This is a genomic window from Bacillus swezeyi (genome assembly GCF_001969815.1).
Classification (GTDB): Bacteria; Bacillota; Bacilli; order Bacillales; family Bacillaceae; genus Bacillus; species Bacillus swezeyi.
Genome location: NZ_MRBK01000014.1, coordinates 22657 through 37327, shown reverse-complemented (window position 1 = coordinate 37327; position 14671 = coordinate 22657). Strand labels below are relative to the sequence as shown.

General features: G+C 43.2%; 14 protein-coding genes. 11 read left to right on the top strand and 3 right to left on the bottom strand.

Annotation, left to right across the window (positions count from 1 at the left end):
- Positions 1-8: 8 nt before the first annotated feature.
- On the top strand, positions 9-473 hold the full coding sequence (locus BTA30_RS13250; protein WP_076761786.1) for a chemotaxis protein CheW: 465 nt from the start codon (positions 9-11) through the stop codon (positions 471-473).
- Between the two features lie 40 nt (positions 474-513).
- Here the strand turns inward: BTA30_RS13250 and BTA30_RS13245 are convergent, their stop codons facing one another.
- Positions 514-1305: a membrane protein insertase YidC gene (locus tag BTA30_RS13245; RefSeq protein WP_244948958.1), complete on the bottom strand. Its 792-nt coding sequence runs from the start codon at positions 1303-1305 to the stop codon at positions 514-516.
- A 91-nt stretch (positions 1306-1396) separates the two neighbouring features.
- Entirely contained in the window at positions 1397-1684 is a 288-nt protein-coding gene (locus BTA30_RS13240) for a hypothetical protein (RefSeq protein ID WP_076761784.1), read from the bottom strand.
- A 78-nt stretch (positions 1685-1762) separates the two neighbouring features.
- On the opposite strand from BTA30_RS13240, the gene BTA30_RS13235 reads away from it, so the two are divergent.
- From BTA30_RS13235 to BTA30_RS13195, 9 genes are all read left to right on the top strand, one after another.
- Positions 1763-3019: a DNA polymerase IV gene (locus BTA30_RS13235; protein WP_076761783.1), complete on the top strand. Its 1257-nt coding sequence runs from the start codon at positions 1763-1765 to the stop codon at positions 3017-3019.
- 86 nt (positions 3020-3105) lie between these two features.
- Complete coding sequence (gene gnd, locus BTA30_RS13230; RefSeq protein ID WP_076761782.1) at positions 3106-4515, top strand: NADP-dependent phosphogluconate dehydrogenase; 1410 nt, start codon at positions 3106-3108, stop codon at positions 4513-4515.
- 174 nt (positions 4516-4689) lie between these two features.
- Positions 4690-5475, top strand: coding sequence for a glucose 1-dehydrogenase (locus BTA30_RS13225; RefSeq protein WP_076761781.1), 786 nt, complete (start codon positions 4690-4692; stop codon positions 5473-5475).
- Between the two features lie 142 nt (positions 5476-5617).
- Positions 5618-7279, top strand: coding sequence for an alkaline phosphatase (locus tag BTA30_RS13220; RefSeq protein WP_076761780.1), 1662 nt, complete (start codon positions 5618-5620; stop codon positions 7277-7279).
- A 344-nt stretch (positions 7280-7623) separates the two neighbouring features.
- Positions 7624-7932 carry a PTS sugar transporter subunit IIB gene (locus BTA30_RS13215; RefSeq protein WP_076761952.1) on the top strand — a complete coding sequence of 103 codons (309 nt, stop codon included), beginning with the start codon at positions 7624-7626 and terminating at the stop codon, positions 7930-7932.
- Positions 7933-7937: 5 nt separating this feature from the next.
- The gene (locus tag BTA30_RS13210) at positions 7938-8270 is read left to right on the top strand and encodes a PTS sugar transporter subunit IIA (RefSeq protein ID WP_076761951.1); all 333 of its coding nucleotides are present in this window, start codon (positions 7938-7940) and stop codon (positions 8268-8270) included.
- Positions 8271-8307: 37 nt separating this feature from the next.
- A complete protein-coding gene (gene celB / locus BTA30_RS13205) occupies positions 8308-9624 on the top strand; it encodes a PTS cellobiose transporter subunit IIC (protein WP_076761779.1) in 1317 nt (438 codons plus the stop codon).
- 15 nt (positions 9625-9639) lie between these two features.
- The gene (locus BTA30_RS13200) at positions 9640-11055 is read left to right on the top strand and encodes a glycoside hydrolase family 1 protein (RefSeq protein WP_076761778.1); all 1416 of its coding nucleotides are present in this window, start codon (positions 9640-9642) and stop codon (positions 11053-11055) included.
- A gap of 144 nt (positions 11056-11199) precedes the next feature.
- Entirely contained in the window at positions 11200-11913 is a 714-nt protein-coding gene (locus tag BTA30_RS13195) for a GntR family transcriptional regulator (protein ID WP_076761777.1), read from the top strand.
- Between the two features lie 146 nt (positions 11914-12059).
- Here the strand turns inward: BTA30_RS13195 and BTA30_RS13190 are convergent, their stop codons facing one another.
- A complete protein-coding gene (locus tag BTA30_RS13190; RefSeq protein WP_076761776.1) occupies positions 12060-12608 on the bottom strand; it encodes a helix-turn-helix domain-containing protein in 549 nt (182 codons plus the stop codon).
- Between the two features lie 668 nt (positions 12609-13276).
- Here BTA30_RS13190 and brnQ point away from each other — a divergent pair.
- A complete protein-coding gene (gene brnQ / locus BTA30_RS13185; protein WP_076761775.1) occupies positions 13277-14632 on the top strand; it encodes a branched-chain amino acid transport system II carrier protein in 1356 nt (451 codons plus the stop codon).
- Positions 14633-14671: the final 39 nt, after the last annotated feature.

The following is a 14671-nucleotide window of genomic DNA, read 5'->3' as shown; positions in this document are numbered from 1 at the left end:
GGTTTTACATGGAAAATCAACATGCCATTCTTTTTCAAGTGAATCAGGAAGAATTCGGGGTGGGCATCCGTTATATTCAAGCGATTGAACGGATGGGAAATCTAAAAGAGATCAGCGGGCTTCCGAAAGAAGTCCGCGGAATCACCAATATTAGAGGTGAAATGATCCCGGTGATTGACGCTGGCGTCATTTTGCATCATCAACCGCTTTCGATTAACGAGAAAAGCAAGCTGCTGATTTTTTCATCAAACACAGGACCGGCCGGCTTGCTGGTAACAGAAGCAAAAGAGATGATCGAGATCAATGAGGACGACATCAAACCTTTTCATCTGCAGGCTGATGAATTCAGCGGTGTTCTTGAACGAAACGGGCAGCTGATCATTCAATTAAACCCGGATGTCATCGTGCAAAAAATCGAAGGTTTTGAGCATATTTCCGATCAGTTTGAAGCTGAAGAAACGGCGGCCGGATAAAAGTAAAAAAAGGCTGCGCCTTGTTAAAGGCGCAACCTTTTTATTTTGATGCCGGTTCAGCAGATTGAACCGCTTTTTTATTCTTTTGGTACACTTGATGAAAGACGACGGACTGAACGGTCAGGAGCAGCCCGCTTGTCATCCAGTAAAGCGGCAGAGCAGCCGGGACGTTGAGAGAAAAGATCGTCATCATGACCGGGAAAAACAATCCCATAATCTTCGCAGACTGCTGAGCCGCCGGATTTGATTGGGCAGATGACTGCGCGTTCAGCTTTTGCGACACATAAAACTGGATGAAATACATCAAGCCTGCGCATAAAGACATGATCATATCCGAATGCCCCAAATTAAACCAAAGGAAAGAATGGGAAGCAATTTCAGGCGTTGACCGAATGGCGTAATAAAGACCGATCAAAATCGGAAATTGAATCAGCATCGGAAGACAGCCGATTGCCAGCGGATTGATGTTGTGTTTTTGGTATAGCTGCATCATTTCCTGCTGGATTTCCTTTTGTTTCACAGGATCTTTCGTCTTTTTTAATTTGCTTTGAATAGCGTCCATTTCAGGCTTGACCAATGCCATTTTTTCCTGCATCGCCCGCTGTTTTTTAAACTGGTTGGCAAACAGAGGCATGACAAGAAAACGAACGATGATCGTCACAACAATAATGGACAGTCCGTAGCTTCCGTGGAAAAAACCCGCGATTCCCTTGATCAGCTCAGAAAATGGAACCACCACATACTGTTGGAATATGTTGCCGCTCTCTGCCGAAGCATTTCCGGTGGCAGCAGAAGCATGCTCCCCAATCATCATGGTCATCAACAAAAACATTACAGTCGTAAATATTCGCTTTAATTTCGTGTTCAACACGTTCTCCTCCTTCTTCAATGAGGCGCTCTTCATCCGAGGCCCCTTGCACGTTTTAAAATGAAAGAAGAAGGGAACGATGGTCTTCATCATCATTCGATGAAGCCTTCATGCGTATAACTTTACTTATCCATACCGTAATGCGATGATATAGGATAACGAGAAAATCAATTTTGTAGATAAAATGAATCGCTTTATATTCTTCAAACCGTTTTGTTTTCCAATCTTCACCCGTATTGCAATCCCTTAAGATAAGGGCGATGCCAATGGCGGTCAGTGCGGGAAGAATGATTGTGAAAAACTCAAACAGAAAAAAAGCATCATTAAAAGATTCGAGAATCATCATTATCACTTCCGTTTCAATAACATCTTACTATATGAACGTTTGTATGTCTAATGAAAGCATCAGGAGGGAGCCGCTTTGACTGCAGGAAAACAAAAGGGAAGAGTCATCTTTCATATCGATATGAACAGTTTTTACGCATCTGTTGAAATGGCGTATGACCCTTCGCTGAGCGGCAGGCCGCTTGCCATCGCGGGAAATGCGAAGGAGCGCAAAGGGATTGTCGTGACATGCAGCTATGAGGCGAGAGCCCGCGGAGTCAAGCCGCCGATGCCGCTTTGGGAGGCGAAGCGCATCTGCCCCGAACTGATTGTAAAGGCGCCGAATTTTGACCGCTACAGAAGCTCTTCAAAAGAAATGTTTCAAGTGCTCAGGGAGTACACGGACTTAGTGGAGCCCGTTTCGATTGATGAAGGATATATGGACTTGACACAGACGCCTTATCGAGATCAAGCATATGAAACAGCCGTGAAAATCCAAAAGCGCCTTCAAAAAGAACTCCTGCTGCCCTCAAGCATCGGAATTGCGCCGAATAAATTTTTGGCGAAAATGGCTTCGGATATGAAAAAACCGCTCGGGATTACGATTCTAAGAAAGCGGGAAGTGCCTCAATTGCTATGGCCCCTCGATATCAGCGAGATGTACGGAGTCGGCCAAAAAACCGCTGAAAAGCTTAAAACGCTGCAAATTGAAAAAATCGGGGATTTGGCTGCCGCTGATGAGCACGCTTTAAAGCAGCTTCTTGGCATCAACGGCCCGAGGCTGAAAAGGCGGGCAAACGGCATCGACTTGGGCGAGGTCGATCCCGACAGGATTTATGAATTTAAAAGCGTCGGCAATTCCTCGACTCTTCCGTATGACAGCACAGATGAAAGAGAGCTCACCGGCCTTATCGACAAACTGTCCGTTTCAGTCAGCAACAGGCTGAAACGCAAAGAAGTCATGGCTTCAAAAATCTTTATCATGATCCGCTATGCAGACTGGACGAACATAACGAGAAGCAAGACGCTTCTAAATCCGTCCGATGCCGCAGACGAGATTGCGAATGAAGCGAAAGCGCTTTTTAAACGGCATTGGCGCGGAAACGCCGTCAGGCTTTTAGGGGTAACGGGAACAGATCTTGTCAAACGGAAAGAAGCTGTCAAACAGCTTGATTTGTTTTCATTTCAGGAGGATGCCAAAGAGGAACCGATCCAGAAGCTGATGGAGAAACTGAATGAAAAATACGGAACAGACCTCATCCAAAAAGGGATCAAAATCGTTAAAAAAGAGAGCAATACGAGCGGAACAAGCTTTAACAAAGATTTTTTCCAGGACGGGAGAAAAGATCAATAGCTTGAAAAGGTAGGTCAAAGTGTGGTAATTTCAATTTAAATCAAAATTAAATTATGATGCTAAACGCTTTAGAAGGGACGTTAGACATGGCAAAACAACAAATTGGTGTAGTTGGTTTAGCAGTTATGGGAAAAAACTTGGCTTTAAATATTGAAAGCCGCGGGTTTTCGGTTTCTGTATACAACAGATCAAGCGCGAAAACAGAAGAATTTCTCGAAGAAGCGAAAGGGAAACAAGTTGTCGGCACATACAGCATTGAAGAGTTCGTTGAATCTCTTGAAAAGCCGCGCAAGATTTTGCTGATGGTCAAAGCCGGAACACCGACTGATGCCACGATTCAATCGCTTCTGCCTCATCTTGAGAAAGGCGATATTTTGATTGACGGCGGAAATACATATTATAAAGATACACAAAGAAGAAATAAAGAGCTTGCCGAAAGCGGCATTCATTTCATCGGAACAGGTGTTTCCGGCGGTGAGGAAGGCGCGCTCAAAGGCCCGTCTATCATGCCCGGCGGACAGAAGGAAGCTCATGAGCTTGTCAAACCGATACTCGAAGCCATTTCCGCAAAAGTGGACGGAGAACCTTGTACGACATATATCGGACCGGACGGTGCCGGCCACTATGTGAAAATGGTCCATAACGGCATCGAATACGGCGACATGCAGCTGATTTCAGAGTCTTACTTTATCCTTAAGCACCTTGTCGGTTTATCCTCTGATGAGCTTCACGAGGTATTTTCAGAATGGAATAAAGGAGAGCTTGACAGCTACCTGATCGAAATCACAGCAGACATCTTTACGAAAAAAGACGACGAAACGGGCAAGCCGCTTGTTGACGTGATTTTAGACAAAGCCGGCCAAAAAGGAACAGGAAAATGGACGAGCCAAAGCGCACTCGATCTGGGCGTTCCGCTGCCGATCATTACTGAATCCGTTTTTGCCCGCTTCATCTCTTCCATGAAAGAAGAGCGCGTCAAAGCAAGCAAGATTCTGGCAGGTCCTGAAGCCAAAACAACTGCGGAGAACAAAGAAGAATTGATTGAAGCGGTCAGAAAAGCCCTCTTCATGAGCAAAATTTGTTCTTATGCACAAGGCTTTGCCCAAATGAAAGCCGCTTCAGAAGAATACGGATGGGATTTGAAATACGGTGATATCGCAATGATTTTCCGCGGAGGATGCATCATTCGCGCGGCCTTCCTGCAAAAAATCAAGGAAGCGTATGACCGCGATCCGGAACTCGATAACCTGCTGCTTGATCCATATTTCAAAGATATCGTTGAAAGCTATCAGGGAGCACTTCGCAAAACGATTTCCCTTGCCGTTGAACAAGGGATTCCTGTACCTTGCTTCTCAAGCGCTCTCGCTTACTTTGACAGCTACCGCACTGCAACACTGCCGGCCAACTTAATTCAGGCCCAGCGCGATTACTTTGGCGCGCATACGTATGAGCGCACAGACAAAGAAGGCATTTTCCACACTGAGTGGATGAAATAAACGATGAAAAGATGACAAAATCCTAAAACATTAAACCGTTTTCGGATTTTGTCTGCAGTCTCGAAAACCGCAGCCAGAAGGCTGCGGTTTTTTTGATGCTCTCCCGAATGCATGCTTTAAACCAATCTGTGGAAACCTATCAAAGCAAAAGCGTTAAAAGGAGGAATCAATACGATGTATCCAAATTTAGAGGGAAAAACGGTTGTCATCACAGGGGCGGGCACAGGTCTTGGAAAAGCGATGGCACTGCGCTTCGGAGCGGAAAAAGCCAATGTTGTGATCAATTATTTTAAAGAAGAAGAAAATCCAGAGGAAACGGTTAAAGAAATAGAAAATGGCGGTTCCCGTGCGGTTGCCATTCAAGGAGACGTTTCAAAGGAAGGGGATGTGAAAGCGCTTATTGACAAAGCGGTTGATAGATTCGGTTCAGTTGATGTCATGGTCAATAATGCTGGCGTAGAAAATGAAGTCCCTTCGGAAGATTTATCCTTGGAAGATTGGAACCGCGTCATTTCAACAAATCTAACCGGTATGTTTCTGTGCTGTCGGGAAGCGATTTCTTATATGCTTGAGCATGACATAAAAGGATCTGTGATCAATATGTCATCCGTTCATCAGGAGATTCCGTGGCCTCACTTTGTCCATTATGCGGCAAGCAAAGGCGGCGCCAAATTATTGACGGAAACACTAGCCCTTGAATACGCTCCGAATGGCATTCGGGTAAACGCCATCGGGCCTGGTGCAATCGATACGCCGATTAACGCTGAAAAGTTCGCGGACCCCGAATTAAAAAAAGGCGTGATTGAACTGATTCCAATCGGCTATATCGGAAAACCGGAAGAAGTCGCAGCATGTGCGGCCTGGCTGGCCTCGGAGGAAGCGAGCTATGTTACTGGGCTGACACTATATGTGGACGGCGGAATGACACAATATCCGGGCTTTCAAGCTGGAAAAGGGTAATGGTAAAGAAGGCGTGAAGCCTTCTTTTCATCATAGGACATAAAAATTTACATAAGATTAATAGACGGTAAAAGTCCTGTTTACATTACAGTGATAGTGTAGGCTTGTCAACAAAAAAGCAGGTTTTTGGAGGGGGTACATGATGAGTTTTATTCGCAACAGGATCATCGGCTTTACCTTGGCGGGCGCTGTGGCATTAGGATCAGTGGGAACAGGCAGCGCAGCGATGGAGACGGCGAAAAAAAAGGAAGATAAAAAAGTCAAAAACGTGATCATGATGGTGATGGACGGAACAAGCTCCACGGCAACAACTTTGGCACGCTGGTACAAAGGCGAACCTCTTGCATTGGATCAGATCGTCACTGGGGGCGTCAGAACGTTTTCGGCTGAATCGGCGATCACAGATTCAGCGCCAGCCGGAACGGCAATGGCAACGGGACGCAAATCGAACTCATCTTATGTCGGTGTACTTCCATCAGTGGTCAATTCACCGGGAGCAGATCCAGTCAGCAAGGAAGATCATTTCCGTCCTGTCGCAAATGTGTTGGAGGGAGCGAAGCAGACAGGCAGAGCGACCGGGCTTATCGCAACATCGGAAATTCAGCATGCGACACCTGCGGCCTATTCCGGCCATCATATGAATCGAAATAATTTTGAAGTACTGGGCGAACAGCAGGTTTATCAAAACATGGATGTTGTGCTCGGCGGAGGAAAAGAATCGCTTCTGCCCGGAACGAATGAAAAAAGCCGCAAAGATCATGAAGACCTCGTAAAAGTGATTAAAGACAAAAAATATGATTTCGTTGAAACAAAACGCGATCTGAATCAGTCAAAATCGAAAAAAATCTGGGGGGCTTTCTCTCAGCGCGATCTCGCTTATGATATGGACCGCGGCACGACGAATCCCGAACAGCCGACACTGGCAGACATGACGAAAAAATCGATTCAGACGCTGTCAAAGGATAAAGACGGTTTCTTCTTATTCGTGGAAGGAAGCAAACCGGATTGGGCAGCCCATCAAAATGATCCGATCGGCATCATTAGCGATGTCCTGGCATTTGATGATGCGGTGAAAGAGGCATTGGAATATGCCAAAAAAGACAAAAACACAATGGTCATTGCCGTCGCTGACCATGGCAACAGCGGCATATCGATCGGCAACAGCAATACGACAAAAGGATATGATCAAACACCTGTATCGGCATATATTGATCCGCTTAAAAAAGCGAAAATGACGCTGGAAGGTGCAACAGGCAAATTAAAAGATGATTTATCAAATATAGAAGAATCCGCACAGCTCTATGGTCTTGACCATTTAACAGCATCAGAAAAGGAACAGCTTAAAGACGTGAAAGACAAAAAAGCGGCAGCTTCCGTATTTAGCAAACTGCTTGCTAACCGGGCGAATCTAGGCTTTACAACAGGCGGCCATACAGGGGAAGATGTCTTCCTTTACTCCTATGGACCGAAAAAACCGCAGGGACTTCTTGACAATACCGACATCGCCAAAACGATGGCAAAGGCAATGGGCTTTCATCTAGACAAATTAACAAGCGAATTGTTTATGGATGCAGAGAAGGCATTTCAAAAAGCCGGGGCCCGTGTGACAATCGATAAAAAAGATCCTGCAAATCCAGTGCTGGTTGCAGCGCGCAAAAACATAAAAGCAGAGATGCCGGTCAATAAAAACATCATCAAGATAAAAGGGAAAGACTATGAATTAGACAGCGTGATTGTAGAAAGCGACGGAACATTTTATGTGCCGAAAGAAGCAGTCCGTTTGTTTAAAAAATATGCCCGTTAACTCTTTTAAAACCCCTCTCAAATGCGAGGGTCAGCGTGTCGACAAACCCTCGCATTCGTTGTCAGGCCTGCGCGTCGGTGCTCACGAATTCCAACATTCGCTCCGCTCCGATGCTCGTCCTTCCTAGACTGCAAGGGTTTTCAATCACGCTGAAAGGATGACAAAATCCTAAAACTTTAAACCGTTTTAGGATTTTGTCAACAATCTGCCCCTCTCAGAGGGGTTTTTTTATGGTTCGAAATAAATACAAACATTTATTTTTAAATGTCTAGACATTTAAAAATAAAAAGATATAATAATAGTTAGTGAAAGCGCTTTTAAAAAAGAAAGGAGATTTCATCATCATGAAGAAAATTTTATTGGCATGCAGTTCAGGAATGTCGACAAGCCTCCTTGTTACCAAAATGGAGGAATACGCCAAATCGATTGGCGATGAGGTAAAAATTTGGGCGGTCGGACAAGATCAGGCCAAAAAAGAAATGGAAGAAGCGCATGTGGTGTTAATAGGGCCGCAAATGAGCTTTTTGAAAAGCGAAATGCAAAAGGAAGCGCAAGAATACGGAATTCAGGTTGATGTGATTGATATGGTGGCATATGGAATGGCAGACGGCAAGAAAGCATATGAGCAGGCATTAAGCCTGATGGGGGATTGACTGTGATGGAAAAAACAGCGTTTGGTGAATTGACAGGCGAACAAGTATGTTTTCAGCTGATTCTCCACAGCGGAAATGCCCGCAGCAAAGTCATCCAGTCCCTCAGGGAATACCGGGCCGGCAGTGTACAGAAAGCAGAGGAGCTGCTCGTTCAGGCTGAAGAAGACTTGCGGCAATCCCACGACATTCATTTTCAAATGATCCAAAAAGAAGCGGGCGGGGAGAAAAACGACTTTTCTTTGCTTCTGATGCATGCGGAAGACCATCTCATGTCAACGCTTACGATGAAGGAACTCGTATGTGAATTATTGGGGATTTTCAAAGAGAAAAATCTATGAGGGCTGCATTGCCAGAATAGAAGGGGGATAAGTGACGATGTTTGAAAAACTGAGCAATCTTTTGGTTCCGATTGCCGGAAAGCTGAATAACAATCGGTATTTAGGCGTGCTTAGAGATGCGTTTATGCTGGCATTTCCGCTGACGATTTTTGGATCGATTATCGTTGTATTAACAAATTTGCCGTTTCTCAATAAAATGATGAGCAAATCGGCGCTTGAAAATTTTCAGTCCATTTTAAGCATAGCGCCGAATGCCACGATCAATATCATGTCGGTGTTCGTCGTATTCGGGATTGGGTATTATTTGTCAAAACACTATAAAGTCGAGGCGGTTTTCGGAGGAGTCGTTGCGCTGGCATCATTCCTCCTTTTGACACCGTTTGTTTTAAACGGTGAAGGCGGGGAAGTGGTTTCAAATGTCATTCCCATTGACCGGCTCGGCGCGAAAGGGATGTTTCTCGGAATGATGACGGCCTTTACATCGGCCGAGATATTCAGATTTTTTGTCCAGAAAAATTATACGATTAAAATGCCGGCGGGTGTTCCACCTGCGGTTTCAAAATCATTTGCCGCACTGATTCCGGCGGTGATGACGCTCTCAGTCTACTTGATGATCAACATCTTGATCACCCAGGTATTCAGTACAAATATGCATGACTTGATCTACACCCTCGTGCAGGCTCCGCTTGTCGGTCTTGGAAGCGGTATTATTCCGACTTTGGTCGCGATATTCTTTACACAGCTGCTATGGTTTTTCGGACTGCACGGGCAAATTATCATCAACTCTGTCATGGACCCGATCTGGAATACGCTGTCTATTGAAAATTTGAACAGCTATACAGCAACAGGTGAAGTGCCGCACATCATCAATAAACAGTTTATGGAGGTTTACACCGTCGGAATGGGCGGCACCGGGATGACGCTGGCCGTCATCGTTGCGATCCTATTGTTTATGAGAAGCAAGCAGATGAAGCAGGTGGCGAAACTTGGTGCGGCTCCGGGCATTTTCAATGTAAACGAACCGATTATCTTCGGGCTGCCGATCGTTATGAATCCGCTGATTTTCATTCCGTGGGTCATCTCGCCGATGATCGTCACACTGATCACGTATTTTGCCATGGCCTCCGGCCTCGTCCCGCCGCCTACCGGTGTCACGATTCCATGGACAGTGCCGATTTTTATCAGCGGCATGATGGCCACCAATTCGCTTGCCGGCGGAATCTTGCAGATTTTCAATTTAGCCGTTGTCTTTACGATATGGTTCCCGTTTTTGAAATTCATCGACCGCATGAATATGAAAAAAGAACAGGAACTCAATACATCTGAACAAAATAAGACGACGATAGGTTTGTAAAAGGAGACTGATGACATGACAAAAACAGAACTGAAAACTGAGCAGATTCAATACCGCTTTCCAAAAAGCTTCTGGTGGGGATCGGCAGCTTCCGCGACTCAAACCGAAGGGGCGGCGGACGAAGGAGGAAAAGGAAAAAATATTTGGGACCACTGGTATGAAAAAGAACCAAACCGGTTTTTTGACGGGGTGGGCCCAGAGAAGACTTCGCGTTTTTACGAGACTTATAGAGAAGATATTCAGCTGATGAAGGAGCTTGGCCACAATACTTTCCGGTTTTCAATTTCATGGTCAAGGCTGTTTCCGGAAGGAAATGATGAGTTAAACAAGGAAGGCGCATCTTTTTACAATCATGTCATTGATGAGCTGCTGGCGGCTGGAATCGAGCCTTTTATTAACCTTTATCATTTTGATATGCCGGTGGCGCTTCAGGAAATCGGCGGCTGGGAAAACCGGAAAGTGGTTGATCATTTTGTTTCATACGCTGAAGCCTGCTTCCGTCTGTACGGAGATCGGGTTAAAAAATGGTTCACCCATAATGAGCCGATCGTTCCGGCAGAAGGCGGCTATTTATACGATTTTCATTATCCGAACGAAGTGGATTTTCAAAAAGCTGTGCAGGTTGCCTACCACGAAATCTTATCAAACGCCAAAGCAATCGAAGCCTATCGGAAGCTTGGCGGGAACGGGAAAATCGGCATTATTCTAAATTTAACGCCATCCTATCCGAGAAGCCAGCATCCGGCTGATGTGAAAGCCTCCGAAATAGCGGACGCTTTCTTTAACAAATCATTCCTCGACCCGGCCGTGAAAGGGGTGTTTCCTCGACTCTTAACCGATATTTTAAAAGACGAAGGATACATGCCTGCCATGGAACAGGACGACTTAGAGGTGATCAAAGAGAATACGGTTGATCTGCTCGGGATCAACTATTACCAGCCGAGGCGGGTAAAAGCAAAAGAACATCTGCCGCATCCAGATGCGCCTTTTATGCCTGAGCGTTTCTTTGACGATTATGAAATGCCGGGCAGAAAAATGAACCGCCACCGCGGCTGGGAGATTTATGAAAAAGGCATTTATGATATTTTGATAAATGTCAAAAACAACTACGGCAATATAGAATGCTTTATTTCTGAGAACGGAATGGGGGTTGAAGGAGAGGAGCGTTTTCGCGGCGAGGACGGCATGATCCACGATGATTACCGGATTGCGTTTATTAGCGAGCATTTAAAATGGGTGCACAAGGCCATTCAGGAAGGTTCAAATGTTAAAGGCTATCATCTGTGGACTTTCATGGACAACTGGTCATGGACGAACGCCTATAAAAACCGCTACGGGTTTGTGTCTGTCAATCTTGATCAAAATGGCGAGCGGACCATCAAAAAGAGCGGCTATTGGTTTAAGCGTGTGACGGAAAACAACGGTTTTTAAGCTTTCACCGCTAGGGATTTAGAATCAACATACATGTTAAAGAGATGGTCTTATGGGCCATCTTTTTATTTCCCATTGGAAACCGATATAATAGTAAAGAAAGTGCTGACATAAAACAGAATCCTTAGTAATGGTGGTTAAAACATGAGAAAATACGAATATATTTCAAATGAAATGAGGAAGCGGATTCAGGGAGAATATTATCCGATAGACCAGCCCATACCTGATGAGCTTTCTCTCGCCAAAGAATTTTCATGCAGCAGAATGACGATGAAAAGAGCCCTTGATATTCTCGTTTCTGAAGGCATGCTGTACCGCAAACGGGGACACGGCACATTCATTGTCAAGTCGTCCATTCAAAATGTACCCGTCAGCGTGACGGACCGCGAAAACATTGGGCTGACAAAGCTTCTCGCCAACAAACAAATCGACAGCCATATCATTCAATTTGATGTTGAATTTCCGCCAGATGAGGTGGCAAAACGATTATCGATTGAAAAGACTGTGCCAGTGTATCACATCATCAGGCTTCGGAAAGTCGAAGGTGAACCGTATGTCATTGAAGAAACATACATGCCTGCAAATGTCATTTCAGAATTAAATGAAGAAGTTCTCCATGGCTCTGTCTATCGGCATATCACGGAAACGTTAAAATTGACAATCGCCGGCTCCCACCGGACAATCAGGGCGGATAAACCGACAGAGCTGGACCGGAAGTATTTGGAATGTGCTGCTGACGACCCGGTGCTTGAAGTCGAACAGGTCGCTTTTTTTAATACCGGAGAGCCGTTTGAATATTCATTTGCAAGGCATCGCTATGATAAGTTTGTGTTTTCAAGCGTTCATATTCGGAAATGAAAAACCTGCAAGAATGCAGGGCGAAAGGCGTGTTGCATAGCCGAAAGTGTGTCTAAAATGGAAAAGGATCGCTTTTTTTAAAACGATCCTTTTCCATTTTATTGTGTACTGCCTCTTCTATATAAGACGCTTGTTGAAATATGGAATCAATCACGAGAGGCAGCTGCACTAATAAATAAAAAATTAGCAGGTTTGTCTGTTTTGTTAAACCAGTTGTGAGGTTTGGTTGATTCTATATGAATGCTGTCCCCGGGGAAAAGATCGTATTCTACGTCATCAAAAATGATGGTCATAGTGCCTTCGATGACGTAAATAAATTCCTGTCCTTCATGAGAAAAAGGTGTGCCTTTTTTATCTCCAGGCAATAAGGTAACTAAAATGGGCACAAACAAGGGATTCGATACATTGCCAGATAGATCTGAATACGTAAAGGACGTCTTATGTTCAACTTGTCTGTCAGTTGCTCTTCTAATCATGTCTTTGTCGATTTGTATAGTGTCAGGAAAGAAATAACTGGGACTGACCCCAAGAGCTTCAGATATTTTTCGTAAGGAGAGTAACGTAATGGAACAAAGAGAACGTTCTACTTGGGACAAGAAGCTGATCGATAAGCCTGTTTTTTCAGAGACTTCCTTCAATGTCATTTTTTTCTCTTTGCGGAGCCTTTTTATTAGATTTCCTAAATCTGAATCCATTTTTTACCCCCCAAAAAATAATATAAAATAAGCTGATGTTAAATATGAGAGAAGATCCGGGTTAAATGAATGACTCTTACATCAAACAAGGCTTCTGAAAAACCTTTATGGTTAAGGGTTTAGTGATGAAATGAAATCATGTGTTTCATTTTAAAATTTAAGTTTCACTTAAAAGAATTAATTTTTAATTATTCTTAATTTTAACATATTAACCTGGGGAAGTGAAGCTATCTCATTTTTAAAAACGACTGGACCAAAGTTCAGCTTTAAGAAAATCATAAAATGATTGAATTTTTAGAAAATGAAAAGTATAATAACATCAACGCTTAAAATTTAAGTGACACTTAAAATGTTAAATTCGTTTTAATATATGTACCTTAGGGAGGTGAAGTTATCTAATTAGAGTTCTTCATTTTATATATATATCTTATTTTTAGCCTAAAATTTAATTGTCACTTAAATTTTTAGATGTTGATTGCAGTGTCCATTCAATTCTTGGATTTTTTCGCTCAGGCGTTTGCAAAATGTTGTAATACCGCAGATAGGGTATCACTGGGGTGGCTAACCGTTTTTATTTTACTTTATCTGCATCGAATTAAAAGCGATTACAAAGGGAGAACGGATGAATACGTAGAGAGAGGTTCTTTACATGATAAGGGGGACTTTAAATGAAAAATACTTTGTCGGCAGGAAAACTTATTGCTGTCGGTCTTATGTTATTGGCGATGTTTCTCGGGGCTGGTAACACCATATTTGCACCAATGGTCGGTCAACTTGCAGGAACGAACACGTGGATTGCGATGTCAGGATTTTTGGTCACAGGTGTCGGACTTGTCTTATTAGCCATTATCGCATTAGCCATATCGGGAGGTACGGTAGAGAACCTTGCTGCAAGAGTACATCCAAAGTTCGGTATGTTATTTTCGATCGCCCTTTTTTTAACTTTAGGACCAATCTACGTCATTCCAAGAACGACATCAGTCGTTTATGAAATATCGGTAGATCCAATCATCACTGAGATGACTCAGTCAAATCATGTTTTCTTATTTCTGTTTTCTTTTCTCTTTATTCTAATGACTGTTTTACTTTCTCTTAACCCAAGTAAGTTTGTAGATAGGTTGGGTAAAATGATAACGCCTATATTTGTTACGCTTTTAATGATCTTAATCGTTAAGTCATTTATGACCCCAATGGGGAGCTTTGGTGAACCCAGAGAACCGTATACACAAGATACGTTTTTTAAAGGGTTTGTTCAAGGATATTATACAATGGATGTTCTTGCCGCGTTTACATTCGGAGGAATTTTTATCAAGTCGATTAAAAATGTGGGAGTTGAAGGGAAAAAAGAAATATCCATTGTTTTTATGAAAGCAGGAATGATAACTGTAGTTGGTTTGGTGCTCTTGCAGTTATCTTTAGCTTGGATAGGAGCATCGAGTGTTGATGCCATTGGATATGCGAGCAATGGCGGAGAAGTGTTAGGAAAAAGTGCTATCCATTTATTTGGATATGTCGGAATATTCTTGATAGGTACTGTTATATTTTTAACCGGAATCACAACAAACATAGCGTGCTTATCATCAGTAGCAGAATATTTTAATAGAATCTATCCAAATATTTCTTATAAAAAATGGGTCATACTATTAGCAGTTATTAGTTTAATCATTACCAATTTTGGTTTGAATACAATACTTGAGTTAGCGTCGCCAATTCTGCTTCTTTTATATCCAATAGCGATTACGTTAATTATTCTTTCCTTTATCAATAATCTATTTAAAGGTTTTCAATCCGTATATATAGGTTCAATTATTGGCAGTGGATTTGTCGCACTGTTAGATGCTTTAAAAGAAGCAAATGTGTTTGCTGATTTTATTAGTCATTCTTTTTCCTTCATTCCACTGTTTAATATTGGGGCGGGATGGATCATAACTGGACTGATTGGAGCTGTTATCGGTATGATTATCGCTATTTTGAATAAATCAGAAGAAAGAAAGCTTGATATAGGGAATGAAGAAGTTTCCTGATAAGGTTCCTTTAACATTGTAACTGTCTAACTATCATTT

Excerpts from the sequence above, each read along its gene's own strand:
- BTA30_RS13250 (WP_076761786.1), top strand. The coding sequence starts at position 9 with ATGGAAAATCAACATGCCATTCTTTTTCAAGTGAATCAGGAAGAATTC.
- BTA30_RS13245 (WP_244948958.1), bottom strand. The coding sequence starts at position 1,305 with ATGTTTTTGTTGATGACCATGATGATTGGGGAGCATGCTTCTGCTGCC.
- BTA30_RS13240 (WP_076761784.1), bottom strand. The coding sequence starts at position 1,684 with ATGATTCTCGAATCTTTTAATGATGCTTTTTTTCTGTTTGAGTTTTTC.
- gnd (WP_076761782.1), top strand. The coding sequence starts at position 3,106 with ATGGCAAAACAACAAATTGGTGTAGTTGGTTTAGCAGTTATGGGAAAA.
- BTA30_RS13225 (WP_076761781.1), top strand. The coding sequence starts at position 4,690 with ATGTATCCAAATTTAGAGGGAAAAACGGTTGTCATCACAGGGGCGGGC.
- BTA30_RS13220 (WP_076761780.1), top strand. The coding sequence starts at position 5,618 with ATGAGTTTTATTCGCAACAGGATCATCGGCTTTACCTTGGCGGGCGCT.
- BTA30_RS13215 (WP_076761952.1), top strand. The coding sequence starts at position 7,624 with ATGAAGAAAATTTTATTGGCATGCAGTTCAGGAATGTCGACAAGCCTC.
- BTA30_RS13210 (WP_076761951.1), top strand. The coding sequence starts at position 7,938 with ATGGAAAAAACAGCGTTTGGTGAATTGACAGGCGAACAAGTATGTTTT.
- celB (WP_076761779.1), top strand. The coding sequence starts at position 8,308 with ATGTTTGAAAAACTGAGCAATCTTTTGGTTCCGATTGCCGGAAAGCTG.
- BTA30_RS13200 (WP_076761778.1), top strand. The coding sequence starts at position 9,640 with ATGACAAAAACAGAACTGAAAACTGAGCAGATTCAATACCGCTTTCCA.
- BTA30_RS13195 (WP_076761777.1), top strand. The coding sequence starts at position 11,200 with ATGAGAAAATACGAATATATTTCAAATGAAATGAGGAAGCGGATTCAG.
- BTA30_RS13190 (WP_076761776.1), bottom strand. The coding sequence starts at position 12,608 with ATGGATTCAGATTTAGGAAATCTAATAAAAAGGCTCCGCAAAGAGAAA.
- brnQ (WP_076761775.1), top strand. The coding sequence starts at position 13,277 with ATGAAAAATACTTTGTCGGCAGGAAAACTTATTGCTGTCGGTCTTATG.